Source organism: Aeromonas sp. s4, assembly GCF_040907855.1.
Lineage (GTDB): Bacteria > Pseudomonadota > Gammaproteobacteria > Enterobacterales > Aeromonadaceae > Aeromonas > Aeromonas caviae.
On the sequence record NZ_JBFOCP010000026.1, the window covers coordinates 60,785 to 86,781 of the forward strand.

General features: G+C 63.9%; 24 protein-coding genes. 9 read left to right on the forward strand and 15 right to left on the reverse strand.

Annotated features, from left to right (window positions below; genetic code table 11):
- The first annotated feature begins 11 nt into the window (after positions 1–11).
- Positions 12–1,619: an L-aspartate oxidase gene (gene nadB, locus AB5Y89_RS07260; protein ID WP_010675646.1), complete on the forward strand. Its 1,608-nt coding sequence runs from the start codon at positions 12–14 to the stop codon at positions 1,617–1,619.
- Between the two features lie 118 nt (positions 1,620–1,737).
- Here the strand turns inward: nadB and AB5Y89_RS07265 are convergent, their stop codons facing one another.
- Together AB5Y89_RS07265 and AB5Y89_RS07270 are read right to left on the reverse strand one after the other, a co-directional pair.
- Positions 1,738–2,109: a protein YgfX gene (locus tag AB5Y89_RS07265; RefSeq protein WP_368223383.1), complete on the reverse strand. Its 372-nt coding sequence runs from the start codon at positions 2,107–2,109 to the stop codon at positions 1,738–1,740.
- Positions 2,110–2,167: 58 nt separating this feature from the next.
- Complete coding sequence (locus AB5Y89_RS07270) at positions 2,168–2,437, reverse strand: succinate dehydrogenase assembly factor 2 (protein WP_010675648.1); 270 nt, start codon at positions 2,435–2,437, stop codon at positions 2,168–2,170.
- A 113-nt stretch (positions 2,438–2,550) separates the two neighbouring features.
- On the opposite strand from AB5Y89_RS07270, the gene ygfZ reads away from it, so the two are divergent.
- Complete coding sequence (gene ygfZ / locus AB5Y89_RS07275; protein WP_214002952.1) at positions 2,551–3,462, forward strand: tRNA-modifying protein YgfZ; 912 nt, start codon at positions 2,551–2,553, stop codon at positions 3,460–3,462.
- 6 nt (positions 3,463–3,468) lie between these two features.
- Here the strand turns inward: ygfZ and AB5Y89_RS07280 are convergent, their stop codons facing one another.
- Positions 3,469–4,350, reverse strand: coding sequence for a LysR family transcriptional regulator (locus tag AB5Y89_RS07280; RefSeq protein WP_368223299.1), 882 nt, complete (start codon positions 4,348–4,350; stop codon positions 3,469–3,471).
- Positions 4,351–4,474: 124 nt separating this feature from the next.
- On the opposite strand from AB5Y89_RS07280, the gene AB5Y89_RS07285 reads away from it, so the two are divergent.
- Entirely contained in the window at positions 4,475–4,912 is a 438-nt protein-coding gene (locus tag AB5Y89_RS07285; RefSeq protein WP_368223301.1) for a PACE efflux transporter, read from the forward strand.
- Between the two features lie 70 nt (positions 4,913–4,982).
- Here the strand turns inward: AB5Y89_RS07285 and AB5Y89_RS07290 are convergent, their stop codons facing one another.
- Positions 4,983–5,324, reverse strand: a complete 342-nt coding sequence (locus AB5Y89_RS07290; RefSeq protein ID WP_010675652.1) for a hypothetical protein — start codon at positions 5,322–5,324, stop codon at positions 4,983–4,985.
- Positions 5,325–5,507: 183 nt separating this feature from the next.
- On the opposite strand from AB5Y89_RS07290, the gene cutA reads away from it, so the two are divergent.
- From cutA to AB5Y89_RS07305, 3 genes are all read left to right on the forward strand, one after another.
- A complete protein-coding gene (cutA, locus tag AB5Y89_RS07295; protein ID WP_010675653.1) occupies positions 5,508–5,825 on the forward strand; it encodes a divalent-cation tolerance protein CutA in 318 nt (105 codons plus the stop codon).
- The gene (locus tag AB5Y89_RS07300) at positions 5,822–7,600 is read left to right on the forward strand and encodes a protein-disulfide reductase DsbD (RefSeq protein ID WP_368223303.1); all 1,779 of its coding nucleotides are present in this window, start codon (positions 5,822–5,824) and stop codon (positions 7,598–7,600) included. Before cutA ends, AB5Y89_RS07300 begins: the two co-directional genes overlap by 4 nt.
- 124 nt (positions 7,601–7,724) lie before the next feature.
- A complete protein-coding gene (locus tag AB5Y89_RS07305; RefSeq protein WP_039040544.1) occupies positions 7,725–8,150 on the forward strand; it encodes a hypothetical protein in 426 nt (141 codons plus the stop codon).
- Positions 8,151–8,168: 18 nt separating this feature from the next.
- On the opposite strand, the gene AB5Y89_RS07310 is transcribed toward AB5Y89_RS07305, so the two are convergent.
- The 9 genes from AB5Y89_RS07310 to AB5Y89_RS07350 form a co-directional block, all read right to left on the reverse strand.
- Positions 8,169–9,470 carry an FAD-binding oxidoreductase gene (locus AB5Y89_RS07310; RefSeq protein WP_041213912.1) on the reverse strand — a complete coding sequence of 434 codons (1,302 nt, stop codon included), beginning with the start codon at positions 9,468–9,470 and terminating at the stop codon, positions 8,169–8,171.
- A 153-nt stretch (positions 9,471–9,623) separates the two neighbouring features.
- The gene (gene fbaA / locus AB5Y89_RS07315) at positions 9,624–10,703 is read right to left on the reverse strand and encodes a class II fructose-bisphosphate aldolase (RefSeq protein WP_010675658.1); all 1,080 of its coding nucleotides are present in this window, start codon (positions 10,701–10,703) and stop codon (positions 9,624–9,626) included.
- Positions 10,704–10,818: 115 nt separating this feature from the next.
- A complete protein-coding gene (locus AB5Y89_RS07320; protein WP_216945047.1) occupies positions 10,819–11,982 on the reverse strand; it encodes a phosphoglycerate kinase in 1,164 nt (387 codons plus the stop codon).
- A 66-nt stretch (positions 11,983–12,048) separates the two neighbouring features.
- Positions 12,049–13,059: an erythrose-4-phosphate dehydrogenase gene (epd, locus tag AB5Y89_RS07325; RefSeq protein ID WP_041211676.1), complete on the reverse strand. Its 1,011-nt coding sequence runs from the start codon at positions 13,057–13,059 to the stop codon at positions 12,049–12,051.
- Positions 13,060–13,109: 50 nt separating this feature from the next.
- On the reverse strand, positions 13,110–14,039 hold the full coding sequence (locus AB5Y89_RS07330; protein WP_045522010.1) for an ROK family protein: 930 nt from the start codon (positions 14,037–14,039) through the stop codon (positions 13,110–13,112).
- Between the two features lie 151 nt (positions 14,040–14,190).
- Positions 14,191–15,258: a uroporphyrinogen decarboxylase gene (gene hemE / locus AB5Y89_RS07335; RefSeq protein WP_043154833.1), complete on the reverse strand. Its 1,068-nt coding sequence runs from the start codon at positions 15,256–15,258 to the stop codon at positions 14,191–14,193.
- 139 nt (positions 15,259–15,397) lie between these two features.
- Positions 15,398–16,177 carry an NAD(+) diphosphatase gene (nudC, locus tag AB5Y89_RS07340; protein WP_261998955.1) on the reverse strand — a complete coding sequence of 260 codons (780 nt, stop codon included), beginning with the start codon at positions 16,175–16,177 and terminating at the stop codon, positions 15,398–15,400.
- Positions 16,178–16,342: 165 nt separating this feature from the next.
- Positions 16,343–16,948, reverse strand: coding sequence for a TIGR04211 family SH3 domain-containing protein (locus tag AB5Y89_RS07345; protein WP_010675664.1), 606 nt, complete (start codon positions 16,946–16,948; stop codon positions 16,343–16,345).
- A gap of 152 nt (positions 16,949–17,100) precedes the next feature.
- Entirely contained in the window at positions 17,101–17,853 is a 753-nt protein-coding gene (locus AB5Y89_RS07350; protein WP_104452269.1) for a potassium channel family protein, read from the reverse strand.
- A gap of 100 nt (positions 17,854–17,953) precedes the next feature.
- Here AB5Y89_RS07350 and AB5Y89_RS07355 point away from each other — a divergent pair, with 100 nt between their 5' ends.
- From AB5Y89_RS07355 to glnE, 3 genes are all read left to right on the forward strand, one after another.
- Entirely contained in the window at positions 17,954–19,204 is a 1,251-nt protein-coding gene (locus tag AB5Y89_RS07355; RefSeq protein ID WP_010675666.1) for a methyl-accepting chemotaxis protein, read from the forward strand.
- A 118-nt stretch (positions 19,205–19,322) separates the two neighbouring features.
- Positions 19,323–19,763 carry a GNAT family N-acetyltransferase gene (locus AB5Y89_RS07360; protein ID WP_368223305.1) on the forward strand — a complete coding sequence of 147 codons (441 nt, stop codon included), beginning with the start codon at positions 19,323–19,325 and terminating at the stop codon, positions 19,761–19,763.
- 135 nt (positions 19,764–19,898) lie between these two features.
- Positions 19,899–22,772 carry a bifunctional [glutamate--ammonia ligase]-adenylyl-L-tyrosine phosphorylase/[glutamate--ammonia-ligase] adenylyltransferase gene (glnE, locus tag AB5Y89_RS07365; RefSeq protein WP_368223307.1) on the forward strand — a complete coding sequence of 958 codons (2,874 nt, stop codon included), beginning with the start codon at positions 19,899–19,901 and terminating at the stop codon, positions 22,770–22,772.
- A 56-nt stretch (positions 22,773–22,828) separates the two neighbouring features.
- Here the strand turns inward: glnE and AB5Y89_RS07370 are convergent, their stop codons facing one another.
- A complete protein-coding gene (locus AB5Y89_RS07370; protein WP_042879638.1) occupies positions 22,829–23,563 on the reverse strand; it encodes an SDR family oxidoreductase in 735 nt (244 codons plus the stop codon).
- A gap of 138 nt (positions 23,564–23,701) precedes the next feature.
- Positions 23,702–25,858, reverse strand: coding sequence for an AsmA family protein (locus tag AB5Y89_RS07375; RefSeq protein WP_368223310.1), 2,157 nt, complete (start codon positions 25,856–25,858; stop codon positions 23,702–23,704).
- Positions 25,859–25,997 lie beyond the last annotated feature (139 nt).

Genomic DNA, 25,997 nt, shown 5'->3' on the forward strand with positions numbered 1-25,997 from the left:
CAATGATACTTATGAAAGCAAGTGTTGAATACCTTTGCGACGTACTCATCATTGGCAGCGGTGCCGCCGGTCTGTCCCTCGCGTTGCGATTGGCAGACCAGGCCAAAGTCCTGGTTCTGAGCAAGGGGCCCATCAGTGAGGGGGCCACTCTCTATGCGCAAGGAGGCATCGCTGCCGTGTTCGACGAGACCGACAGCATCGAATCCCACGTGAGCGACACGCTCAACGCCGGCGCCGGGTTGTGCGACCCGGCGGTGGTGGAGTTCACCGCCCGCAACGCCCGCGACTCCATCCAGTGGCTCATTCAGCAAGGGGTCCCCTTCGATCAGGAAGAGGATGCCGAGGGGGAATCGCACTATCACCTGACCCGGGAAGGGGGCCACAGCCATCGCCGCATCTTCCACGCGGCCGACGCCACCGGCAAGGCGGTGCAGCTCACCCTGATCGACCAGGTGCGCGCCCACCCCAACATCCAGCTGATGGAGCGCTTCAACGCGGTCGATCTCATCACCACCCGCAAGCTGGGTCTGCCGGGCAACAAGGTACTGGGAGCCTATGTCTGGAATCGCAACGCCGAGCAGGTCGAGGTGATCCGCGCCCGCTTCGTGGCGCTGGCCACCGGCGGGGCCTCCAAGGTATACCAGTACACCTCCAACCCCGATGTGAGCTCTGGCGACGGCATCGCCATGGCATGGCGCGCCGGCTGCCGGGTGGCGAACCTGGAGTTCAACCAGTTCCACCCCACCAGCCTGTTCCACCCGGACGACCCCAACTTCCTGCTGACCGAAGCGCTGCGTGGCGAGGGGGCCTACCTGCGCCGTCCCGACGGCAGCCGCTTCATGCCGGAGTTTGACGAGCGGGCCGAGCTGGCCCCGCGGGACATCGTCGCCCGCGCCATCGACCATGAGATGAAGCGCCTCGGGGCGGATTGCATGTATCTGGATATCAGCCACAAGCCGGCGGATTTCATCATCAAGCACTTCCCGACCATTTATGAGCGCTGCCTCGCGGTCGGTATCGACATCACCAGGGAGGCGATGCCCATCGTCCCGGCAGCCCACTACACCTGTGGCGGCGTGATGATCGACAACAACGGCCAGACCGACATCCCCGGCCTCTATGCCATCGGCGAGGTGACCTATACCGGGTTGCACGGCGCCAATCGCATGGCCTCCAACTCCCTGCTCGAATGCGTGGTCTATGCCCACCAGGCGGGAGCCGACATCCTGGCCAAGCTGCCCACCAGCGTGGCGCCCCCCAGCCTGCCGGCCTGGGACGAGAGCCAGGTGGATGACTCGGACGAGCAGGTGGTGATCCAGCACAACTGGCACGAGCTGCGGCTGATGATGTGGGACTACGTGGGCATAGTGCGCACCAACAAGCGCCTGGCCCGGGCCAAGCGTCGCATCGATCTGCTCAAGCAGGAGGTGCAGGAGTACTACGCCAACTTCCGGGTCTCCAACAACCTGCTGGAGCTGCGCAACCTGTTGCAGGTGGCCGAGCTCATCGTCAACTGCGCCCTGGAGCGCAAGGAGTCTCGCGGTTTGCACTACAACCTGGATTATCCGGACATGCAGCCGGACTCCAAGCCAACCGTGCTGACCCCGGATCGGGAATGACGCCGGATCTGGAATAAGGCCGTTGCGTTCGATTCGGGCGTATGCCCTCCCCCAGATGACCCCGCCCAGGCGGGGTCATCTGCTATGAGCGGCAGATGTAGCAGGTAGAGAGACGCTCCTAGCGGACAGCGAGGTGAATGGCGCGGGCCAGGGCGCGGTAGTGTGCAGGGGCCAGGGCATCGGAGAAGAGCCAGAGCTGCCCCTCGGAGCCCTCCACCGTCTTCAGCCGCAACCAGAGCACCCCGGGCAGGATGCGGCTGCGGGGATCCAGCCGATGGCGCGCCCCTTGCCACTCGAGCCACTCCCCATCCCAGACGAGCACGCCGCTCGCCGCCGGATGGCGGCGCAACGCGCGCCACAGACTCAGCCCCCAGACAGGGAGGAGCAGCCCCCATTGCCAGCCCTGGATCAGGCTGGCGACGGGCAAGAGCAGCAACAGAAACAGGATGCACAGCAGCAGACGCTGCTGGCGGGAGGCGATCACGGGCATCACTACCCGCTGGGAAGACGCGAGGCTGGCCATGAGGGGTGGCGGTCGCGAGTCGGGCTCAGCGCAGGCTGTCGTGGCGGGCCTGGTTGCGCTCGAGGATCAGGGGGATCATGGCGGCAAAAGCGGGATCCTCGGGCACGCCGTGACCCATGCACCAGCGGAACAGCTCGGGATCCTCGCACTCCAGCAGGCGGATGAAGGTGCGCTGTTCGGCCTCGCCGAGGCCATCGAACTCGTGCTCAAAGAAGGGCATAAAGATCACATCCAGCTCGAGCATGCCGCGACGGCAGGCCCACTTCAGGCGGGACTTCTCACTTGGGTTCAACATGGAACTCTCCTTACAAAGACCGGGGAATGGTAGCAGCAGGATTTTCCGGCTGACAAACATTCCTTACGTCTTTACCATGCAGGTCACATACTTTCTGTCTCTGGAATCCCATCGTGAGCCTGCCGACCCCTCTTCTTCCTGCCGAGCCGACCCTGTTTTCCCTGACCAATCTAGCCATCACCCGCCTCGGCGGCCCGGATCGCGCCAAGTATCTGCAAGGTCAGGTCACCTGCGACGTCAACGCCCTGCAACCGGGCCAGAGCACCCTCGGCGGCCACTGCGATCCCAAGGGCAAGCTGTGGAGCGATTTTCGCCTGCTCTGCCTGGAAGACAGCCTGCTGATGCTGACCAAGCCCTCGGTGCTGGCCCGCCAGCTGCCGGAGCTCAAGAAGTTTGCGATCTTTGCCAAGGTCGAGATCGGCGAGTTTCAGGGCAGCCTGACCGGACTGGCCGGTCAGGGGACGGACGACTGGATGGCACAGCACTTCGCGCTGACCGGCACCGGCCTGGTGGAGGGCGGCATGGCAGTCAGGGTGGAGGCGGACCGCTGGCTGCTGGCGAGCACATCCCCGCTGGCCCTGAACCTGCCGGTGGGCGACGAAGGACTCTGGTGGGGGCTGGAAATCAAAGCCGGTCTCCCTCATCTGGAAGCGGTCCATCAGGGGGAATACATCCCCCAGATGCTGAACCTGCAAGCCCTTGATGGCATCAGCTTCAACAAGGGCTGCTACATGGGGCAGGAGACGGTGGCGCGCGCCAAGTATCGCGGCGCCAACAACCGCGCCCTCTTCGTGCTGAGCGGCACTGCCGCAACGCAGGTAGCCAGCGGTGACACCCTGGAGATCCAGCTCGGTGACAACTGGCGCCGCAGCGGTCTGGTGCTCAACGCCTGGCAGCAGCAGGGTCAGGTGTGGATCACCGCCGTGCTGCCCAAGGACACCGAGGCCGACGCCCGCTTCCGCCTCAAGCTGGAAGAAGGCTCCAGCCTCGGTCTGCAACCCCTGCCCTATGCGTTGATCGACTGAATCCCCCTAGCGAGGCACCCGCGCCAGCAGTGCCTCCTGCAACCAGCGCCCCGCCTGCCCGAGCGGGCGGGCGCGATACCACTGCAACTCCAGCGCCAGTTCCGCCTCGGCGATGAAGTCCGGCTTGAGCACCACCAGCTCCCCCCGCGCCAGGGGCCGGTGCAGCAGAAACTCGGGCACCGCCGCCCATCCCAGCCCCAGTTTCACCAGCTCCAGGATCCCGAGATCCCCCTCCACCCACCACACTTGCGCCGAGAGGCGGAAGCGATGGCGCTCCGTCCCCTCCCGCCGTCCGGTCACCATCAACTGGCGAGCCCCTTGCAGGTCGCTCTCCTTCAACGGCGTCTTGTGAGCCAGGGGGTGATCCGGAGAGACCACCAGGGGCATGGTGACCGCCCCCAGGGAGCGGGAGACCAGCTCCCGCTCGGGGTGCGCCTTTTGATAGCTGATGCCGAGCTGGGCACGGCCGCTCTTGAGCAGCTCGGTCACGTCCTCCATCAGCGGGAACAGCAGCTCCAGCTCCACCGCCGGGTAACGGCTGGCGAACTCCTCCAGCAGGGAGCCAAGCCAGGGCAGGTGGGAGTCATCGTCGATGGCCAGGGTGAGGCGCGACTCGACGCCGTTGGCCAGCTCGCCGGCGATGGCCTGCAGTCGCTCGCTCTGGGCCAGCAGCACCCCTGCCTCCTGACAGATGCGGGCACCCGCCTCGGTCAGCACGGGATAGCGGCCGCTGCGATCGAACAACGCAAGGCCGAGATCGATCTCCAGGTTGGCGATGGCGGCACTCACCACCGACTGGGCCTTGCCCAGCCTGCGCGCAGCCGCCGAGAACGACCCGGTCTCGGCCGTCGCCAGCAATGCCTTGAAGTGTTCCAGTGAAGGGGTCATGAGCCTGCTCCGCCGTGCTGTTGTGTCGTCACATCTATCTATTTTAGCGATAGATACCAACGTGAATCTATCTGGTTTTGGCGATACATTGCCGCCATTCCCTGACCAAAGAGAGAGACAGACCATGCGTACGACCCGTGACCGCCTGCGCCACGCCATCGGCTTCGAATTGATTGGCCTGCTGATCGCCGCCCCGCTGGCCAGCTGGGTGACCGGCGCCGGGCTCAACCACATGGGCCCCCTGGCCCTGTTCTTCTCGGTGGTCGCCACCGTCTGGAACTATGTCTACAACATCGGGGTGGACAAGCTGCTGCTGCGCTATCAGGGCCACACCCACAAGGCGCTGTGGCAGCGGGTGCTGCACACCCTGGGGTTCGAGGGGGGCCTGCTGATCGTGGCTCTGCCGGTGATGTCCTGGTGGCTCGACATCGGCCTGCTGGAGGCGCTGGTACTGGATATGGGCTTCGTGCTCTTCTACCTGGTCTATGCCTTCGTCTACAACTGGAGTTACGACAAGGTGTTCCCCATTCCCATGGGACAGGTGCAGAAGGCACTGGGATAAGCGATTCGAGGGGTAAGGGCGAGGCACCATCATGCGATGGCATGATGGTGCTGAAGAGGGCCTCGTGGGGTCAGGCCTGGGCCTTGACCTCTTCCGGCGGGGTATCGTCCTGCCTGGTTTCCTGGCGCATCATGGCTTCGAGGTCGCTCTGGTACTGGTTCAGCATGCGCTGGGCCGCCACCATGTCCCCCTTGTGCAGGCGCTCGAACAGATGATGCTGCACCACGCCGTTGAGGTACTCCACCGTGATGGGTTGCTCCAACGCCGACAACAGCTCCTCTTTTTCCAGCTCCGCATTGATCTCGTCGACACTGGTACGCAGCAGACCGGCCAGTTGCACCAGCATGCGGCGCTCCCCTTCACGCAACAGGCTCAACATGCGGTTTCTCTGCTGCTCATTCTGTTGGGTCATACATTTCCTTACGTAGAATTGGAACAAGCCCGCTCATTCTGCCCTGTCCTTTTCACAGCGTCCATCTCGGGCGCATGACTTATTCCGGGTGCGGGGGGCCGGGTGCTATTTGCCCCCCGGCCCGGTATAGTAACGGCTGATCCAGGGGGCCCGTGCGCCCCGTTGCCGAGACCGTCCATCCCTATGACCGATGCCATTCTGGTGCTCTGCACCTGCCCCGACGAGACCAGTGCAGACCGCCTCTGCGAGCAGCTGCTCGACCAGCGCCTCGCCGCCTGCATCAACCAGCTGCCCGGGGTCACCTCCGTCTATCGCTGGCAGGGCAAGACGGAGCGAACCCGGGAGATCCAGCTCGTCATCAAGAGTCGGGCCGCTCTGTTCGAACCCCTGCGCCAGTGCATTCTCGCCCACCATCCCTACGAGGTACCGGAGATCCTGGCGCTTCCGGCAAGCCAGGGCCACCCTGCCTATCTCGACTGGTTGACACAGGAGACCTCATGACCGCCTCTCGCCCCCTCTCCTTCCTGCTGATGCTGCTGGGCCTGCTCTGCGTCCTGACGACGGCCCCCGCCCGGGCCAGCAGCCAGGATCTGCTCGGCAGCCTCGGCATCGAGACCCAGCCCAGATTCCTCAAGGTGGATCAGGCCTTCGCCCTCGAGAGCGAACAACAGGGTGATCGGCTGCTGCTCCGGATACGCATCGCCGACGGCTACTACCTCTATCGCCACAGCATCCGTGTGAAGGGAGAGAACCTCGCCTTTGACGAGCCCGTCCTGCCCCCCGGTACCGAGCACGAGGATGACTTCTTCGGCAAGAGCCGAATCTATTACCAGGAGGTGCAGATCCCCGTGGCGCTGACCCGGGTCGGGGACGCGGCCAGCCTCACCCTGAGTTACCAGGGCTGCACCGAGGGACTCTGCTACCCACCGACCGACAAGCGGATCGCCGTCGAGCCCCTCGCCGCCCCCGCCCGGGCGGAAGCGGCGGCCAGCCTTCAGGGCACAGACGTGCCGGGCAGCCAGCAGGACAGGCTGGCGGCCGCCCTCGGCAGACAGGGGTTCTGGATCAGCGTCGCCGCCTTCTTCGCCCTGGGTCTCGGCCTCGCCTTCACCCCCTGCGTCTTCCCCATGTATCCCATCCTGACCGGGATCATCGCCGGGGCCGGGCATCGCCTCTCCACCCGTCGCGCCTTCCTGCTCTCCTTCGTCTATGTGCAGGGGATGGCGGTCACCTATACCCTGCTCGGGCTCGTCGTCGCCTCGGCGGGCCTGCAATTCCAGGCGGCCCTTCAGCACCCCTATGTGCTCATCGGCCTCTCGGTGATGTTCGTGCTGCTCGCCCTCTCCATGTTCGGGCTCTACACCCTGCAACTCCCGAGCAGCCTGCAAACCCGTCTCTCGGGCTTCTCCAACCGCCAGCAGGGCGGATCCGTGGCCGGCGTCACCATCATGGGCATGATCTCGGGACTGGTCTGCTCCCCCTGCACCACGGCGCCGCTCTCGGGGGCGCTTATCTACGTGGCCCAGAGTGGCGATCTCTGGCTCGGCGGTGCGGCCCTCTATGCCCTCTCCCTGGGCATGGGGCTGCCGCTGCTCTTGCTCGGCACCTCTGGCGGCAAGCTGCTGCCCAGGGCCGGCGCCTGGATGGATGTGATCAAGCAACTCTTTGGCTTTGCGCTGCTGGCGGTACCCATCCTGCTGCTCTCAAGGCTCCTGAGCGACCAGATGTCCACCCTGCTCTGGCTCGGCTGGGGGCTGGTGCTGTGCGGTTATCTCTATCACCACAACCAGCATCGCGCCCATTCGGTGGGCAAGAGCCTCGGCGGCTTCGTCCTGCTGCTGGGGATGATGGGCCTTGTGGTGGTGGGCAAGGATCTGCTGCTGCCACCCGAGAGGGCCAATGCCGCCTCCCAGACCCAGGCCCCCCGCTTCATCCGCATCAAGACCCTGGACGATCTCAAGGTGCAGCTTGCCGCCGCCCGCGGGAAGCCGGTGCTGCTGGATCTCTACGCCGACTGGTGCGTGGCCTGCAAGGAGTTCGAGCACAAGACCTTCAGCGACCCCGATGTGCAGGCGCGCTTCAGCGAGATGGTGCTGCTGCAGGCGGACGTCACCGCCAACGACGACGCCGACGTGGATCTGCTCAACGGCCTCAACGTGCTGGGATTGCCGACCCTCATCTTCTTCGATCGCGATGGCAACGAGGTGCACGGCCAGCGGGTGACCGGCTTCATGGGGCCTGTCGAATTTCTCGGCCAGCTGGACAAGCTGCGCTGATACCGGGTGGCCCGTGCAACCGTGTGGGCCCCCGGTTTGACCGCCATTTTTCAGGCAATCCCTTGTATATGACCGACGCCGTGGCAGAATTTGCCCTTTCCCGTCTCGTTCGTCCGGAGTTTTGATGAAAAAGTGGTTCATCCCCCTGCTGGCCCTCTGGCTTTATGGCTGCAACGCAGGTCCCGGTGAAGAGACCATCCAGAGCCAGGTCACCGCCAGGTTGCAGGCGGGCACAGATGCTGACCTGTTCGACATCCGCGACTTCGCCGTGCTCGGCAAGGAGGAGCGGATGGAGGGGGTCTATCTGGTCAAGGTGAGCTACCAGCTCCACTTCAAGCAGGGACTGGATCAGTTGCAGGTGCTGCACGACGAGGATCTTGTCTATGACAGGGTCGGCCCCTTCCAGCAGGAGATGGGGCTGATGGAGCTCGAGCGCAAATATGGCGACTTCGAGGCAGGCCAGGCCCTGGCGCAGGAGACCCAGGTCTGGATGATGAAGACGGAGCAGGGCTGGCGCCTGGCCGAGCCAGACGCGACGCAGCAGGGATAATCCCGAGCCCCCCTCCCCCTAGAGCAGATCCTTCAGCCGATACCAGAGCATCCCGAGCGCCAGCAACGGAGAGCGCAGCGCCGGGCCACCCGGGAAGGTCATGTGGGGGACGCGGCTGAAGAGATCGAAGCCCCGGCTCTCCCCCTTGATCGCCTCCGCCACCAGCTTGCCCGCCATGTGGGTGGCATTGAGGCCATGGCCCGAATAGGCCTGGGCATAGAAGACGTTGGGATGCTGCTCGAGGCGGCCTATCTGGGGCAGCCGGTTGGCGCCTATGCCTATCATGCCCCCCCACTGGAACTCGATGGCGGTACCCGCGAGCTCGGGGAAGACCCGCAGCAGCTTGGGCAGCATGAAGGCCTTGATGTCGCGGGGGTCACGGCCCGAGTAGTTGCAGGCCCCGCCAAACAGCAGGCGACCGTCCGCCGACAACCGATAGTAGTCGAGCGCCACGTTCTGATCGCACACCGCCATGTTCTGTGGCAGCAAGCGCTGGCGCAGGCGCTTCTCCAGCACCTGGGTGGCGAGAATGTAGGAGCCCGCCGGCAGCACCTTGCCCCCGAGATCGGGCTGGAGGTCGCCCAGGTAAGCGTTGCAGCCGATTACCAGGTAGTCCGCGCTGACCCGGCCGTGAGCCGTGGTCACCTCGACACGCTCGCCGTAATCGATGTGGGTCACCCTTGAGTGTTCGAACAGGGAGACCCCGAGACTGGCTGCCGCACGCGCTTCGCCGAGGGCAAGGTTGAGAGGATGCAGGTGACCGGAGCCCATGTCGATCATCCCGCCGATATAGCGATCCGACCCGACCACGGTGTGCATCTCCTCCCGCGCCACCATTTTCAGTGCGTGCCGATAACCCAGGCTCGCCAGGTGCTCGGCATCCTCCTCGAACCCCTTCAGGTGACGCGCCTTGGTGGCGAGATCGCAATAGCCCCAGGTCAGATCGCACTCGATATTGAAACGCTCGACCCGCTCGCGCACCAGCTGCACCGCTTCGATCCCCATCAGATCCAGCTCCCGCACGCCCGCCTCGCCAATCCAGCGGGCGAACTGGCTGGTATCGTGACCGATGCCGCGGATCAGCTGGCCGCCGTTGCGCCCCGACGCCCCCCAGCCGATGCGGTTGGCCTCCAGCAGCACCACCTTGTAACCGGCATCGGCCAGATTGATGGCGGTGTTGAGGCCGGTGAAACCGCCACCGATGACGCAGACGTCCGCATCCAGCTCACCACTGAGCTCGGGCCACTGCCGATGGTCGTTGCGAGTGGCCGCGTAATAGGAGGCCGTGTGTTCCTGATGTCCCTGTCTTCCTGTCTGCATGCTCAGCATCCTGCCTGGTTGCATTCGTTTACTAAATTAAACGGGTGTCATCGATAATACCCAGCCCCCCATCCCCAATCCAGCCCGTCAGGATCACAGAAATGCAAAAAGCGCCCCGAAGGGCGCCTTTTCATGCAATCAAGGTGCTGCGAATTACAGTACGTCGATGGCGTTCAGGTCGGAGAAGGCCTTCTCCAGACGCGCGATCATGGAAGTCTGACCGGCACGCAGCCATACGCGCGGATCGTAGAACTTCTTGTTCGGCTTGTCGGCACCTTCCGGGTTGCCCAGCTGGCCTTGCAGGTAGGCTTCGTTGGATTTGTAGAAGTTCAGCACGCCTTCCCAGGTCGCCCACTGGGTGTCGGTGTCGATGTTCATCTTCACCACGCCGTAGGAGATGGATTCGCGGATCTCTTCCAGGGTAGAGCCGGAACCACCGTGGAACACGAAGTCCAGGGACTTGGCAGGCAGACCGAACTTCTCGGAGACGTACTTCTGGGAGTTGTCCAGGATCTTCGGAGTCAGCTTGACGTTACCCGGCTTGTACACACCGTGCACGTTGCCGAAGGAGGCAGCGATGGTGAAGCGCGGGCTGATCTTGGACAGACGCTCGTAGGCGTAGGCCACGTCTTCCGGCTGGGTGTACAGGGAGGATTGGTCCAGGTGGCTGTTGTCCACGCCGTCTTCTTCACCGCCGGTGCAGCCCAGTTCCAGCTCCAGAGTCATGTTCATCTTGGCCATGCGGGTCAGGTACTCGCAGCAGATGTCGATGTTCTCTTCCAGAGACTCTTCGGACAGATCCAGCATGTGGGAGGAGAACAGCGGCTTGCCGGTTTCGGCAAAGTGCTTCTCACCGGCATCCAGCAGACCGTCGATCCACGGCAGCAGCTTCTTGGCGGCGTGGTCGGTGTGCAGGATCACAGGAACACCGTAGGCTTCGGCAACGGCGTGCACGTGCTTGGCACCGGAGATGGCACCCAGGATGGCAGCTTGCTGGCCTTCCAGCTTCAGACCCTTGCCGGCGGTGAACACGGCACCACCGTTGGAGAACTGTACGATAACCGGGGCTTTGACTTTGGCAGCAGCTTCCAGCACGGCGTTCACGGAGTCGGTACCGACGCAGTTGACGGCCGGCAGAGCGAAGCCGTTTTCCTTGGCGATGGCGAACACTTTCTGAACGTCATCACCAGTGATCACGCCGGGTTTTACGAAGTCGAAAATTTTCTTAGACATGTTTAATCGTCCTGTCTCGTATGCCGTTAATAAAAAGTGGGGGGTTCATCATGAACCGGCACAGCGGCCACATGATAAACGAAACGGGAGGCTTTTGCCCCCCGTCCCGGGTCAATTAGGCTTTGGCGCGCTCTTCGAGAATCGCGACAGCCGGCAGTACCTTGCCTTCTACGAACTCCAGGAAGGCGCCGCCGCCGGTGGAGATGTAGGAGACCTTGTCGGCGATGCCGAACTTGTCGATGGCAGCCAGGGTGTCACCACCGCCAGCGATGGAGAAGGCCGGGGATTCAGCGATGGCGCGAGCGATCACTTCGGTACCCTTGGCGAACTGGTCGAACTCGAACACGCCGACCGGGCCGTTCCACAGGATGGTCTTGGCGTTCATGATGATGTCGGCCAGGGCCTTGGCGGAATCCGGACCGATGTCGAAGATCATGTCGCCGTCAGTCACGTCGGACACGGACTTGATGGTGGCCGGGGTGGATTCGGAGAATTCGCTACCCACAACCACGTCGGTGGTCACCGGAATGTTGGTTTCGGCAGCCAGTTTCTTGGCGGTGTCGATCAGATCGTGCTCGCACAGGGACTTGCCGACGTTGTGACCGGCAGCAGCGATGAAGGTGTTGGCGATGCCACCACCGACCACCAGCTGGTCAGCGATCTTGGAGAGGGATTCGAGTACGGTCAGCTTGGTGGAGACCTTGGAGCCGCCCACGATGGCAACCATGGGGCGCTCGGGCTTCAACATGGCTTTGCCCAGGGCTTCCAGTTCACCGGCCAGCAGGGGGCCTGCACAGGCAACCGGCGCGAACTGGGCCACACCGTAGGTAGAACCTTCGGCGCGGTGAGCAGTACCGAACGCATCCATTACAAAGACGTCACACAGGGCGGCGTATTTTTTGGCCAGCTCTTCGGTGTTCTTCTTCTCGCCTTTGTTGAAGCGGCAGTTTTCCAGCACAACCAGCTCACCGGCGGCGACGTCTACGCCATCCAGGTAGTCTTTGGCCAGACGAACCGGGCAGGACAGTGCGTCTTTCAGATAGTTGACAACCGGAGCCAGGGAGAATTCTTCGTTGTATTCACCCTCGGTCGGACGACCCAGGTGGGAGGTGATCATCAGCTTGGCGCCCTTTTCCAGAGCCAGCTTGATGGTCGGCAGAGTCGCAACGATACGTGCATCGGAAGTGACCTTGCCGTCTTTTACCGGCACGTTCAGGTCAGCACGGATCAGAACGCGTTTGCCCGCCAGATCCAGGTCGGTCATCTTGATAACAGACATATTCAGTCCTCTATATATTTTCAGGTAATGTTAAAAAAACAGTAACCTTGCGCCCGGTGCAGACTTTCAGCCTGCGGCCATCATGGCCCGGGTGGTATCCAGCATGCGGTTGGCGAAGCCCCATTCGTTATCGCACCACATCAACATCTTGACGAGGTTGGCATCGCTGACCCGGGTCTGGGTACCATCAATGATGCAGGAGTGTGCATCATGATTAAAGTCTACGGAGACCAGTGGCTCTTCCGTGTAGTCCAGAATACCGTGTAATGTACCTCTGGATGCCCGTTGCAGGGCTTGATTTACGTCACTAACTGTCACTTTTTTACGAACAGTAATACTCAGATCCATGGCGGTTACATTGATGGTGGGTACCCGCACCGCGATCGCCTCGAACTTGCCGGCAAAGTGGGGAAGGATACGTTCCAACCCCTTTGCCAGCTTGGTATCCACCGGGATGATGGACTGGCTGGCCGCCCGGGTTCTGCGCAAGTCGCCGTGATAGGCATCGATGACTTGCTGATCGTGCATGGCCGAATGAATTGTCGTAATAGTACCACAATTTATCTCGAATTCTCGATGCAATGTTTCGATGACGGGGACCACGCAGTTGGTGGTGCAGGAGGCGTTGGAGACGATCCGCTCCCGCCCGGTCAGCACCTGGTGGTTGACCCCGTAGACGATGGTGGCGTCCACGTCCGCGTCCGCCGGATGGGAGAAGAGCACCTTGCCCGCTCCCGCCCCCAGATGCAGCTCGGCATCGGCCCGGGAGCCGAACACCCCGGTGCAGTCCAGCACCACGTCCACCCCCAGCGCCCGCCAGGGCAAGTTCGACGGATCCCGCTCGGCAAACAGGGCAATGAGATCCTCCCCCACCTGCATGCTGTTGCCCGCCAGTTGCACCGGATAGCGGAACCGGCCGTGGCTGGTGTCGAAGCGGGTCAGGTGCACCATGGCCTCGGGGGCCGCCAGCTCGTTGATGGCCACTATCTTGATGGTCTTGTCGCGGCCGCTCTCGTAGAGGGCCCGCAGCACGTTGCGGCCGATGCGGCCATAGCCGTTGATGGCAATCTTGATCATGGAAACGTTGTGTCCTTAGCTGCGACAAAGGGATGAGAGGAAGGGGCGACTCACGAGAGCAGTGCCTCGCGAAAGACGCCGCGGGCCAGCAGTGCGGCACCGAATACCCCGGCGCTGTCCCCCAGAGCCGGCGCTACCATGGGGGTGGCGAAGCGGGGGTTGAACAGGAAGGGCAATACCGTTTCGCGCCCGGCGCGATAGAGGCTCTGCACATTGCCCACGCCGCCACCGATGACGATGACGTCCGGATCGAGAATATTGATCACGTTGGCGAGGGCCTGGCCGAACAGCAGGTGCAACCTGTCCATGGTGAGCCTGGCGACATGATCATGGGCACTGGCCGCAGCAATCTGGGCGAGCGAGAGACGGCGTTTGGTCCTGGCCTCGTACCAGGCCTCCAGCGCCGGGCCGCTGATGAGGGTTTCGACGCAGCCGCGCTTGCCGCAGTAGCACTCTGGCCCCTCCGGCAACAGGACGTTGTGCCCCCACTCCCCGGCGATGCCGTGGTGACCGTTGAGGATCTGGCCGTTGATGACGATGCCGGCCCCGACCCCGGTGCCCATGATGATGCCGAACACCACTTTTGCATCGGGATGATGCTGGCGCACCGCCCCCAGATGGGTTTCCGCCAGGGCGAAACAGTTGGCGTCGTTGGCGATGAGCACGGGGACGCCCAGCCTGCGCTCCAGATCTTCCTTGAGCGGCTTGCCGTTGAACTCGGTGGTGTTGCTGTTTTTCAGCAGCCCGGTCTGGGGGTCCCGGGCCCCCGGCGTCCCCATGCCGATGAGTGCAGGACGCTGACCGAGTTTGGCGGCACACTCGTCCACCAGTTTGGCGATCTGGCCCAGCATGTGCTGGTAGCCGCCGTGCCGTTCAGTGGGAATGCGGTGGCGCAGCAACACCTCGTCGCCATCGAGCACCACGCACTCGCACTTGGTCCCGCCAAGGTCGATCCCCCAATCCCACGCCTGCTTCTCCATCCAGCCTCCTGCCCCTCAACGACCCCATCCCGGCCACGACTGCCAACATGGGGGTGCAGTGTAACCCGAGCCGCAACCAGGATGCAGCCCCCTGTGTCACGGACAGCAAAACGGGGCCCGCAGGCCCCGTTCATCACGCTGTTTGCCGCGCTCAGCGACCGTGGTACCGGGCGGAGAGCTCATGCACCGCGTTGACGAATACGCCGGCATGTTCCGGGTCCACATCCTGATGGATGCCGTGCCCCAGGTTGAAGACATGACCGTTGCCATGACCGAAACCGGCCAGAATGGTGGCGACCTCTTCGCGGATCCGCTCCGGGGTGGCGTAGAGCATGGAGGGGTCCATGTTGCCTTGCAGCGCCACCTTGTCGCCGACCCGGCGTTTGGCGTCCGCGATGTCGGTGGTCCAGTCCAGCCCCAGGGCATCACAGCCGGTGGCGGCGATCTGCTCCAGCCACTGGCCGCCGTTCTTGGTGAACAGGGTGACCGGCACACGGCGGCCCTCATGTTCACGGATCAGGCCATCGACGATCTTGTGCATGTACTGCAGGGAGAAGTCGCGGTAATCGCGCGGGGTGAGCACGCCGCCCCAGGTGTCGAATACCATGACCGCCTGGGCACCCGCCCTGATCTGGGCGTTGAGATAGCTGATCACGCTGTCCGCCAGCTTGTCGAGCAGCAGATGCAGGGTCTGCGGCTCTGCATACATCATCTTCTTGATCTTGGTGAAGGCCTTGGAGCTGCCCCCCTCCACCATGTAGGTGGCCAGGGTCCAGGGGCTGCCGGAGAAGCCGATGAGCGGCACGTCGCCCTTGAGCTCGCGGCGGATGGTGCGTACCGCATTCATCACGTAGCCGAGCTCGTCTTCCGGATCCGGGATGGGCAGGGCCTGCACGTCGGCCATGGAGGTGATCGGGCGCTCGAAGCGCGGGCCTTCCCCCTGTTCGAAGTAGAGGCCCAGCCCCATGGCATCGGGCACGGTCAGGATGTCGGAGAAGAGAATGGCGGCATCGAGTGGATAGCGGCGCAGGGGCTGCAAGGTGACTTCACAGGCCAGCTCGGCGTTGCGACACAGGGACATGAAATCCCCCGCAACGGCGCGGGTCGCCTTGTATTCCGGCAGATAACGGCCAGCCTGACGCATCATCCATACCGGGGTCATGTCCACTTCCTGGCGCAGCAGGGCACGCAGGTATCGATCGTTTTTCAGCTCTTTCATCCCAGTTCCTGAGTCATGTCACGCATAAAATGGCGGACATGATACCACTTTGTGCAAGGCTGAGGGCGGCCCTGACGCCGCACATCGCCGCAGGAGTGCAAAGATGTGAGGGGGCGCATACAAGCGCCCCCGTTTTCCCTCAACGCGCCTCGGCGAGACACTGTTCGATGAGCCGGCGCGCTATGGTGCCATGAGGGGGCAAGCGCGGCAGCCGGTCAGCCTCAAAGAAGCCTGCCGCCACCAGTTCGTCATCCTGCACCCGGATCTCGCCGTTCTCGTAGTCGGCGGTGAAGCCCATCATCAGGCTGTGGGGGAAGGGCCAGGGCTGGCTCGCCACGTAACGCACATTGGTCACCCGGATGCCGCTCTCCTCGAACACCTCCCGCGCCACGCACTGCTCCAGATTCTCCCCTGCCTCCACGAAGCCGGCCAGCACGGTATACATGGGATCATCCGCCTGATAGTGACGGCGGTGGGCTGCCAGCAAGATGGCCGGGCCCTTGCGCACCGCGACGATGATGCAGGGGGAGATGCGCGGATAGACGACATGGCCGTGATGACACCCCTGGGCCCACTCCCCTTCCCTCGGGGTCATGGGGGCGCCGCACTCACCGCAGAAACGATGGGTACGGCGAAAGGTGGCGAGCTGCCAGGCCCGCCCTGCGAGGCGAAAGCCCTCTTCGTCCCCCGCCACCATAAGCTGGCGCAGCGGGGCCATGGCCTCGGTCTCCGCCTCGCCCCCCAGATCCAGCAGATGGCAAGGCAGGCCGTCCCACTCGTCGAAGCGCTCGAAGGAGGCGGTGTGCAGATGGGTGGGCAAAACGGCGCGGGGCCCTTGTGGAATGCGCCCCTGTTCATCCAGCAGGACAAGGTGATCGCCCCCCAGCACGAACCAGAAGGCCTGTTCAGTTGATGACATATGATGAAGGCTCTTGTTGAGAATGCGCGCGGCACAGGATCGTTTGCCTCATATTACGAGCGGGAAGGGCCGATGGCGACCCCCGACATGGCCCTCTTCTCGCCAGGCACACCATGAAAAAAGGCCGCCTCTGGCGACCTTTCATCCTGTTGACCGCCCGGGCGATCAGTTCATCCAGCGCTCGCTGCTCTTACGACGGCGCGGGAGCATGGGCAGGAGGATCCCGAGCAGGATGCCGCCCCCCACCATGGCACCACCGCGGATGAACCAGTCCATCTGCATGTCGTGCTCACGGTTGTCATAGCTCTGGGTCAGGGCGTCGTTCTGTTCCTTGAGGCTGCTCATCTCGGCGCTCTGGCTGTCCAGACGGGCTTTGAGGCTGGCGATCTCCTTGCTCTGCTCGGCGATCTTGCCATCCTTCTCGGCGAAGCGTTTCTCGTTGTCGCCATTGAGGTTCAGCAGACGGGCCTTGGCTTCGTCCAGCTCTTTCTGAACCTGGGGAAGGCGTTCACGCAGGCTGATCTCCCCCTGCAGCTCGCTGTTCTTGATCCAGCCCTCGCGGCCACGACCGTCCACCACCTGGGTGAATCCGGCCTCCTGGTTCACCGCCTTGACCTCCAGCGGCTCACCGGCCTTGACGCTGCCGAGGATCCGGTACTGGGTACCCGGACCGTTGTGGATATAGGTAAAGATGTTGTCTGAAACATAGCGGGTATCGGCCAGTGCCTGTTGGGCACACAAGCAGATCAGGATCCCGAGAAGGGCGCGCATGGTCGATCGATTCTCTTCGTTGGATTAGGTTGCAGGCCGAATGTTAAGCCGCCTGCGGGTCAAAGGACAAGCAAAGAAAAGCGCCATCTCCCCGAGTGAGAGCTGTCTCGCAGCGCCGCCGGTTTGCCACGCGACCATTCCAGACGTCGCACCTACTTCTGTTTCAGCGCCTGCACCTCGGCGCGCAGGGCCTTGAGCTCTTTGAGCAGTTGCGCCTGCTGCTCGCTCTGTTGGCGTCGCCACACCGCGGTGTCGTCGTTGGTCTTGCCGGGATGGACGAACAGGCTGGCCATGAAGCCGCTGAGGGCGCCAAACAACCCCACTCCAAAGAGGATCAGCAGGCTGGCGACGAAGCGCCCCTCCTCCGTCTTGGGCACCAGATCCCCGTACCCCACGGTAGAGAGGGTCACCAGCGTCCACCAGAAGGCATCGTAAGGAGTCTGGATCTGGCTGCCGGGTTGCCCCGTTTCCAGCCAGTACATGACGCCGGAGCCGACCCCCAGCAACAGGAAGAAGAGGAAGAGAATGCCGGAGAGGGTGGTTTCGTTGCGTTCACGACGGAACATGGCCAGCAGATCCGGTCTGTCCCGGAGCAACTGGTAGACCCGCCACAGCTGGATGAGCCGCGCCCAACGTAGTTGTTCCACCATGGGCAGGCTGCCGGGCAGATAGAACCAGTTGCTCTTGAAGAAGGCCATCCTGTCGGAGGCGCGCGCCCAGCCATAGGCGAAGTGAGCGAGGAAGAAGTAGCAGATCAGGCTGTCGACATCATAAAAGAGCTGCAAAGTCTGGGAGCTCAGTTCACCGTGCCCCAGCCAGCGAGCAGCCACCAGGCAAACCGAAATCACGGAGAGAAACCCCATCAGCAGATCCATGGTACGCAAATGAGTTAAGTGATGTCGCATACATTTTCCAACTTTAAGCACGGTGCAAATTAATAAAAAGGAAGATAATGCCGATAGCTATGACGGCAAAGGAATAATGGACGTTGAAAGGAGAAAAATTATGCAGTTGAACCCGCTGGAGAGGCGCATGAGCAACATCCGACTGGTGCCCAAGGTGGTGCTGCTCATGGTGTTCAGCACCCTGCTGCTGCTGGCCAAACTCTGGTTCGATGCCAGCAACCTGGAAGCGACCCTGCTCAGCGAGGGCATTGATGCCGCCATGGCCAACACCATCGCCGATCGCCTGCTCTGGACCGGGCTGGTGGAGACGGCGCTCATGGGGGTCGTCTTCGTGGTGCTGCTGCTCACCGGCTCCCGCCTCATGGTCAAGCAGGTCCACTACCTGGTGGGGCTGCTGGAGCGTTTCGCCAACAAGGATCTCAGCCACAGCGTGCTGCTCAAGTCCCGGGACGAGTTCGGCGACATCGCCAAGGCGGTGGCCCACTCCCAGGAGAACCTCAAGGAGGTGTTCGGGACCCAGCGTGCAGCCTGCAAGGAGCTCAACGAGATCGCCTCCCAGGTGACTCTCTGCATGGATGAGGCGAACGAGGCCATCAACGAGGAGTTCACCCAGATTGAGCAGCTTGCCAGCGCCATGAGCCAGATGGTAGGTGCCATTCGAGAAGTGGCCAACCACGCGGAGCAGGCGTCCCACGCCACCGCCGAAACCAGCCAGCTGGCCGAGGAGGGCAGCCGCTGCGTGGCGGCTACCGTCAACACCATCGACACTCTCTCCGGCAACATCCAGCGCTCCTCCACCGTGGTCAACGAAGTGGAGCACGGGGTCGATCGCATCGGCTCCGTGGTGGACACCATCCGCAGCATCTCCGAGCAGACCAACCTGCTGGCCCTGAACGCCGCCATCGAAGCCGCACGCGCCGGTGAGGCGGGTCGCGGTTTTGCCGTGGTCGCCTCCGAGGTGCGCGAACTCGCGAACCGTGCCCAGGCCGCCACCGTCGAGATCCAGAAGATGATCGAGCAGCTTCAGGGCAACGCCCGCCAGGCTGTCGGCCTGATGGCCGAGAGCGTGCAGCAGGCGGACAAGGGGGTGGAGCAGGTGACCCAGGCTGGTACCCAGCTCGACACCATAGTGCAGCGGGTGCAGGGAGTGGCCGACATGAACCGCCAGATCGCCGCCGCCTCCGAGCAGCAGAGCTCGGTCGCCGAGGAGATGAATGCCAACCTGGAGCAGGTCAAACAGGTGGTGGAAGGCTCCGTCGTGGTGCTGCGGGAGCTGAAAGATGCCTCCGAACTGGTGGAACACCACAGCCAGACGCTGGACAGCCATATCCAGGCTTTCAAGCTAGCCTGATGCTGGCCTGATGCTGGCGCCCATCGTCAAACCTTCAGGCTGGCCTGAGGTCGTGATTTGAGTACACTGGAAGGCCCCCTTAGGGGCCTTTCTTTTTTCATCACGGCAAGGAGCCAGGATGCAGACCACAGAACGTGCGCTTGAGATAAGCGACGACAAGGGGCGCCTCGACGTCCCGCTCATTCACCGTTTCCTCAGTGAAGAGGCCTACTGGTGCCTCGGCATTCCCCTCGCTACCCTGCAGCGGGCCATCAACCACTCCCTGTGCTTCGGAGCCTATCTCGACGGCCAGCAGGTCGCCTTCGCCCGGGTCATCACCGACAAGGCAACCTTCGGTTATCTCGCCGACGTCTTCGTGCTGCCCGAACATCGCGGGTGCGGTCACAGCAAGGCCCTGGTGGCAGCCATCCTCGCCCACCCGGAGCTGCAAGGGCTGCGCCGTCTCTCCCTCGCCACCTCCGATGCCCACGGCCTCTACGCCGGTTTCGGTTTTGTGCCGCCGAGAAGCCCCGGCAGCCTGATGGAAATCTACGACCCCGAGATCTACCGGCGTCCCTGAGCCCGGCCGATCGCCAGATCCGTCGCCGGATCACCTTCCGGGCAGCGGCGCTGTGACGCCAGCGCCCGGGAGTGCTAGATTGGCAGCCGGCATTTCACTCTCCCTGCAGACTCGTCAACCACAAGGATGGCAACCGTGGCCCAGCACTCTCCCTCTTTCTCCGCCTTCTCTCCCTTGTTGCAGGAGCAGGCCCTGCGCCACTGGCAGCGGCTGCTCGCCCTGGCGCCCCAGTATGACGCACTGCCCGAGTCCACCCGCCAGACCCTGCTGACCCTGCTCGGCCTCTCCGACTTTGTCGCCGACTCCCTTATCAAGCAGCCGGGGCTGCTGGCCGAGACCCTGGCATCGGACGCACTGACCCGGGCCGAGCGCTGGCCCGCCTATGAACCTGAGCTCGCAGCCCTGCTCGCCGAGGTCGCGGACGAGGAGGCGCTCAAGCGCATCCTGCGCCAGTTCCGCCGCAGCCGCATGCTGGTGATCGCCTGGCGCGAGCTGCTCGGGGAGTCAGAGGTCGAAGAGAGCTTCATCCATCTCACCAAGCTGGCGGATGCCCTCATCTGTGGTGCCCGCGACTGGCTCTACGCCAAACAGTGCAGCGAGCTGGGCACCCCCATGGACGGCGATGGCAACCCCCAGCCGCTGCTCATCCTCGGGATGGGCAAGCTCGGCGGCGGCGAGCTCAACTTCTCCTCGGACATCGACCTTATCTTCACCTTCCCCGAGAACGGCTACACCGTTGGCGGTCGGCGGGAGCTCGCCAACCAGCAGTTCTTCATCAAGCTGGGGCAGCGTCTCATCAACGCCCTCCACCAGCCCACCCAGGATGGTCAGGTGTTCCGGGTCGACATGCGGCTGCGCCCTTTTGGCGATGCGGGGCCGCTCGCCATCTCCTTCGCCGCCATGGAGGACTACTACCAACATCACGGCCGCAACTGGGAGCGCTACGCCATGGTCAAGGCGCGGGTGCTGGGCCCCCAGTGCGAACACGCCATGGCCCTGACCGAACTGCTGCGCCCCTTCGTGTTCCGCCGCTACATCGACTTCGGCGTCATCGACGGCCTGCGCCAGATGAAGGCGATGATCGCCGCCGAGGTGCGCCGCAAGGGACTGGAGGGCAACATCAAGCTGGGGGCCGGGGGCATTCGCGAGGTGGAGTTCATCGCCCAGGCGCTGCAACTCATCCGTGGCGGGCGCGAGCCCGCCCTGCGGGTACGCCACCTGCCCGAGGCGCTGGCCGCCATCGCCCAGGGGGGTGCCCTGGAGGGGAGCCAGTGCGAACGCCTGCTCACCGCCTATCGCTTCCTGCGCCGGGTGGAAAACATCTTGCAGGAGATCGGCGATCAGCAGACCCAGACTCTGCCCACCGAGGATCGGGATCGCCAGCGGCTCATCGCCACCCTCGGCTTTACCGACTGGGACGCCTTCATGGCCCACCTCGATGAGGAGATGGCCGCCGTCCATCAGGAGTTCGTCGCCGTGGTGGGGGAAGAGAAGGAGGCCCCCGCCCACCTGGAACAGCTCTGGCTCGATCTCTGGCGCACCGAGCTTGATGCCGCCGAGCTGGAAAAACTGCTGACCACGCAGGGAGTGGTGGAGCCCGCCCCCCTCTGCGCCGCCCTGCTGCGTTTCAAGGAGGAGTACAAGCGCCGTCAGGTAGGGCCCCAGGGGCGCATCGCCCTGGACTGGCTGATGCCGGAGCTGCTGCGCCTGGTGGTGGCGAGCCGCGAGCCTGCCCGCCTGTTCGAGCGGGTCTGCACCCTGCTGACCCGCATCTTCACCCGCAGCGCCTATCTGCAACTGCTGGCGGAAAACCCCGCCGCCCTGCGCCAGCTGGTACGCCTGTGTGACGAGAGCAACCTGGTGAGCGAGCAGCTGGCCCGCTACCCCATCCTGCTGGACGAGCTGCTGGATCCCCAGCACCTCTACCACCCCACCCCGCTGGATCAGTACAAGCCCCAGTTGCGCCAGTTCCTGCTGCGCATCCCCGAGGAGGATGTGGAGCAGCAGATGGAAGCGCTGCGCCAGTTCAAGCAGGTGCAGCTCCTGCGCATCGTCGCCGCCGACATCGCCGGCGCCCTGCCGCTGATGAAGGTGAGCGACCACCTCACCTGGCTGGCGGAGGCGATCACCGAGGAGGTGGTCAATCAGGCGTGGGCCCAGATGAGCGAACGCTACGGGGTGCCGCCCGAGGTGGCGGTGAGCGGCCAGCGCGGCTTTGCGGTGGTGGCCTACGGCAAGCTGGGGGGCATCGAACTCGGCTACGGCTCGGATCTCGATCTGGTGTTCCTGCACGGCGGCGACCCCAACCGTTACACCGATGGCCGCAAGCCCATCGACAGCCGCCAGTTCTACCTGCGCCTGGCCCAGCGGATCCTGCATCTGTTCAGTACCCGCACTCCGTCCGGCATCCTCTACGAGATCGACATGCGGCTGCGCCCCTCCGGCGACTCAGGCCTGCTGGTCTCATCGCTGTCGGCCTATGAGCAGTACCAGCAGCAGGAAGCCTGGACCTGGGAGCATCAGGCCCTGGTGCGAGCCCGTCCCATCTATGGCGATGATGCTGTGGTCGCCGAATTTGCCCGCATCCGCCGCGACGTGCTGGCCAAGGAGCGGGATCTGCCCACCCTGGCCCGCGAAGTGCGGGAGATGCGCCAGAAGATGCGGGATCACCTGCTCAAGGCGGGAGAGGGAGAGTTCGATCTCAAGCAGTCCCCCGGCGGCATGGTGGACATCGAGTTCATCGCCCAGTACCTGGTGCTGGCCCACGCCTGCGGTGAGCCGGACGCCCTCACCCGCTGGTCAGACAATGTGCGCATCTTCGATGAGTGCGTGATGGCGGGGGTACTCACACTGGAGCAGGCAGAGGGGCTCAAGCAGGCCTATCTGGAGATCCGCAACCTCGGCCATCGCCTCAATCTCTCGGAGATCTCCCGCAAGGTGGGGGACGATCAGTTGCCGCGAGAGCGTGGCCATGTGCTGGCGGTCTGGCAACAGCTGCTGGGAGAATAAGCAGAAGGGGCGCCATGGCGCCCCTTCTCGTTGACGAAAGGCTTGTTGAAGATGACCTAGCGTCCGCCCGCCACATCGATAAAGGTGCCGGTGGCATAGGAGGCCTCGTCCGACAGCAGCCAGGCGATGGCGGTGGCCACTTCGGCCGGCTGACCGCCCCGTTGCAGGGGAATATTGCCCTTGATCCTGTCCACCCGGCCGGGCTCGCCGCCGTCGGCATGCATGTCGGTGTAGATGAAACCAGGACGCACCCCGTTGACCCGGATCCCCTGAGCCGCCAGCTCCAGCGACAAGCCTCTGGTCAGCACGTCGACGGCCCCCTTGGCGGCGGCATAATCCACGTATTCCCCGGGGGAGCCCAGGCGCGCGGCGGCGGAAGAGACGTTGACGATGGCGCCCCCCGCCGTCATGCGGCGCACCGCCTCGCGGCAGCAGAGAAAGCAGCTGGTGACATTGGTGGTCAGGGTCTGGTTGATGCGCTCGGCGCTCATCTCCAGCACCCGCATCTGGGGCTGCAACCTGCCGGCGTTGTTCACCAGGTGGGTAACGGGGCCGAGCCTCGCGTCCATCTCCTCGAACAGGCGCACCACCTCGGCCTCCACGCTGACATCGGCCTGCACCGCGATGCACTCGACCGGATATCCCGCCCGGATCTCGGCCACCACCGCCTCGGCGGACGCCCTGTCCTGACGATAATTGAGACAGAGATGGTAACCCTGCGCCGCCAGATAGCGGGCTGTCGCGGCCCCGATACCTCTGCCGCCGCCGGTGATCAGCACCCGTTTGTTCATGAACCCTCCTGTTCCCGGTTTCGATGACTGTTTCGCATAGTACCCCAGGTTGCCGACCACACCTCGTCCCGTGACGCCCGGCACCACAACAAAGAGCCCGCACGGGGCGGGCTCTTGATGGCAACAACGGGAGGCTGGCTATTTGAACAAGCCCTTGAGCAGCTGGTCGGCCACCCCCTTCACCCCTTCGTTGTCGGCCTTGTCACCCAGCAGCTTCTTGAGACCGCGCTCGGCCTCCTTGCGGGCCTTCTCCTCCAGCACCTTGTTGTTGCTGAGCAAGGCCTTCACGTCAAGCTTGTAGCTCGGCGCCTGCCAGTGGCCGCCGATGCGCACCGGTATGGTGATGTCCTTGAGCTCGTCCACCGTCTTGCCCCCCTGCCCCTTGCTGCTCTCCACCACGGAGGTGAGGAACAGGAAGTCGAGGGTCTCCGGCACCAGAGCAGTCTGGCCCTGCCCCTTCACTCGCAGGGCGGGGGCAAAGAGCTGGATGTCGTCGCTCCTGGCAATCCCGTTGGCAATCTGGAAGCTGGCGGTGAGGGCGCTGAAATCGGTCTTGCGCACCTCCTTCACCTGATCCGCCCCCTTGCCGGTCAGGGTGGCCCGCGCCTCGCGGATCATCTCCGCCAAGTTGATGCCGTGCAGGGCGCCATCGCTCAACTTGAGCTTCACCTGGCCCTGCATCCGGCTGCGCAGCGCCTGCTCGGAGAGTCCTGAGCCCTGCACCTCGACCTCCAGGTCCCCCTTGCCTTCCAGCAGGTCGGTCTGGGCCAGGGTCTGCAGCAGGGGCCGCACATCGACTCCCTGCACCCGCTTGTGCACCTGATAGCGGGCGGGTTGCTGACGGGCATCGAGCAGACCGCTCGCCGTCACCTGGCCGCCGGCCACCCCGGCACTGAACTGCTTGAGGGTGAGCTGACCACCCGCCAGGGCCAGTTGCAGATCCACGGCGCTGAGATCCAGCCCCTTGAGGCGCAGGCTGCCCAGTTGCAGGCGGCCAGCCAGGTCCACCGACTTGAGGGCGGTCAGATCAGGCTCTACCGTGGAGAGCGCCCTGTTGGCGGGCGCCGCAGCCTGCTCCTTTGCTCCGGCCGGTGCAGCCGCCCCCGACGTGGCCGCAGCGGGCGCGGCCTTGGCCGATTGACCGAGCCAGCCGTCGAGATCGAGCTTCTCCCCCTTGAGGTCAAAGTCCACTTTGGGCACGGCCCCCAGACGAACGGCGCCGCTGCCGCTCAGCAGGGCATCGTCCGCTCCCAGCACCAGGTTGCTGAGGGTGACGGCCTGCTTGTCGAGCTCCGCGCGGGCAAAACCCGCCAGCTTCACCTGCATCTGCGGGCGCGGCAGGGCATCGCCGCTCAGCTTGGCGGCCAGCACGGCATCCGATATCTCCAGCAGTTGCCGGTTTTCATCGAGCCGCGCCTTGAGGGTCCCCTCCAGCGTACCGGCCAGGGTCGGCTTGTCCGCCGCCCCCTGTGCCCCGCTGAGGCTAAGGCTCAGACTGCTCCACTCCCCCAATGCCAGCCGATCGACCTTGAGGGTGAAGGCATCCAGCCGCTGGGCCGGCTGGTTCAGGCTGCCGCTGAGATTGAGATCCTTGAGCTCGCTCTTCATGGCCTCCCGGGCCAGCTTGAGCTGGGCCGACCCCTTGAGATCAAACGCCAGATCCCCCTGTGCCCCCTTGGCCGCCAGGGTCACCGGTACCCACTCCCCCGGGGTCAACTGCCCCAGATCGAGATCCAACCTGTCGAGCCGGGAGACGGTACCGTTGCGATCGTCCCGCACCAGGGCGCTGGCATCCACCAGCGCGATGCCTTGCAGGCTGATCTGCCAGGGCTGCTTGTCACTGGCGGCTGGGGGCGTCGTTGCGGCAGGCTCGGAGGCCGCCTCCTCCTTGGGGTCGGCGGAGGCCTGGAGTAGATCCCTCAGGTTGGAGCTGCCGTCAGCCCTGGTCTGGATAAACAGATGAGCGCCGCTCAGGGTCACCTTGCCGATCTCAAGCTTGTGGGAGAGCAGCGGCAGCAAGCCTACCGAGGCCTCACCCCGCTCGAATCGCACCAGGTCGGGCTCGGCAAAGCCGGCGGGGTTGCGTAGCGCCACCTGCTCGAGGGAGAGGCCGAGGCTCGGCCAGAAACGCCAGCCGATATCCCCTTGTATCACCAGCTCGCGGCCGGTGCTCTTGCGCACCTGTTCCACCAGCTGGGGCTTGAACTGGTTGGGATCGATGAGGGACACCAGGGCGGCGATGGCCACCACGGCCGCCAGCGCCAACCCCAGCAGGATGTAGATGATCTTCTTCACGATGGACTCCTTGAATGCGGATCTTGTGGCTGACTATACCACCGGGGGGATGACAGATGGGGCCCGTCTGCCAAAACGGACCAGCGGCGAGACAGGGATGGTCGCAGGCCCACGTTCAAACACGCGGCAATAAAAAGGG

Coding starts and splice junctions, on each gene's coding strand:
- epd (WP_041211676.1), bottom strand. CDS start 13,059: ATGATCAAGATTGCCATCAACGGCTATGGCCGCATCGGCCGCAACGTG.
- AB5Y89_RS07305 (WP_039040544.1), top strand. CDS start 7,725: ATGAAAAAGTGGTTCATCCCCCTGCTGGCCCTCTGGCTTTATGGCTGC.
- AB5Y89_RS07270 (WP_010675648.1), bottom strand. CDS start 2,437: ATGTTGAACCCAAGTGAGAAGTCCCGCCTGAAGTGGGCCTGCCGTCGC.
- AB5Y89_RS07280 (WP_368223299.1), bottom strand. CDS start 4,350: ATGACCCCTTCACTGGAACACTTCAAGGCATTGCTGGCGACGGCCGAG.
- AB5Y89_RS07360 (WP_368223305.1), top strand. CDS start 19,323: ATGCAGACCACAGAACGTGCGCTTGAGATAAGCGACGACAAGGGGCGC.
- AB5Y89_RS07265 (WP_368223383.1), bottom strand. CDS start 2,109: ATGCCCGTGATCGCCTCCCGCCAGCAGCGTCTGCTGCTGTGCATCCTG.
- AB5Y89_RS07290 (WP_010675652.1), bottom strand. CDS start 5,324: ATGACCCAACAGAATGAGCAGCAGAGAAACCGCATGTTGAGCCTGTTG.
- AB5Y89_RS07355 (WP_010675666.1), top strand. CDS start 17,954: ATGCAGTTGAACCCGCTGGAGAGGCGCATGAGCAACATCCGACTGGTG.
- AB5Y89_RS07350 (WP_104452269.1), bottom strand. CDS start 17,853: ATGCGACATCACTTAACTCATTTGCGTACCATGGATCTGCTGATGGGG.
- AB5Y89_RS07370 (WP_042879638.1), bottom strand. CDS start 23,563: ATGAACAAACGGGTGCTGATCACCGGCGGCGGCAGAGGTATCGGGGCC.
- fbaA (WP_010675658.1), bottom strand. CDS start 10,703: ATGTCTAAGAAAATTTTCGACTTCGTAAAACCCGGCGTGATCACTGGT.
- AB5Y89_RS07320 (WP_216945047.1), bottom strand. CDS start 11,982: ATGTCTGTTATCAAGATGACCGACCTGGATCTGGCGGGCAAACGCGTT.
- AB5Y89_RS07345 (WP_010675664.1), bottom strand. CDS start 16,948: ATGCGCGCCCTTCTCGGGATCCTGATCTGCTTGTGTGCCCAACAGGCA.
- AB5Y89_RS07285 (WP_368223301.1), top strand. CDS start 4,475: ATGCGTACGACCCGTGACCGCCTGCGCCACGCCATCGGCTTCGAATTG.
- hemE (WP_043154833.1), bottom strand. CDS start 15,258: ATGAAAGAGCTGAAAAACGATCGATACCTGCGTGCCCTGCTGCGCCAG.
- nadB (WP_010675646.1), top strand. CDS start 12: ATGAAAGCAAGTGTTGAATACCTTTGCGACGTACTCATCATTGGCAGC.
- AB5Y89_RS07310 (WP_041213912.1), bottom strand. CDS start 9,470: ATGCAGACAGGAAGACAGGGACATCAGGAACACACGGCCTCCTATTAC.
- cutA (WP_010675653.1), top strand. CDS start 5,508: ATGACCGATGCCATTCTGGTGCTCTGCACCTGCCCCGACGAGACCAGT.
- AB5Y89_RS07300 (WP_368223303.1), top strand. CDS start 5,822: ATGACCGCCTCTCGCCCCCTCTCCTTCCTGCTGATGCTGCTGGGCCTG.
- nudC (WP_261998955.1), bottom strand. CDS start 16,177: ATGTCATCAACTGAACAGGCCTTCTGGTTCGTGCTGGGGGGCGATCAC.
- AB5Y89_RS07330 (WP_045522010.1), bottom strand. CDS start 14,039: ATGGAGAAGCAGGCGTGGGATTGGGGGATCGACCTTGGCGGGACCAAG.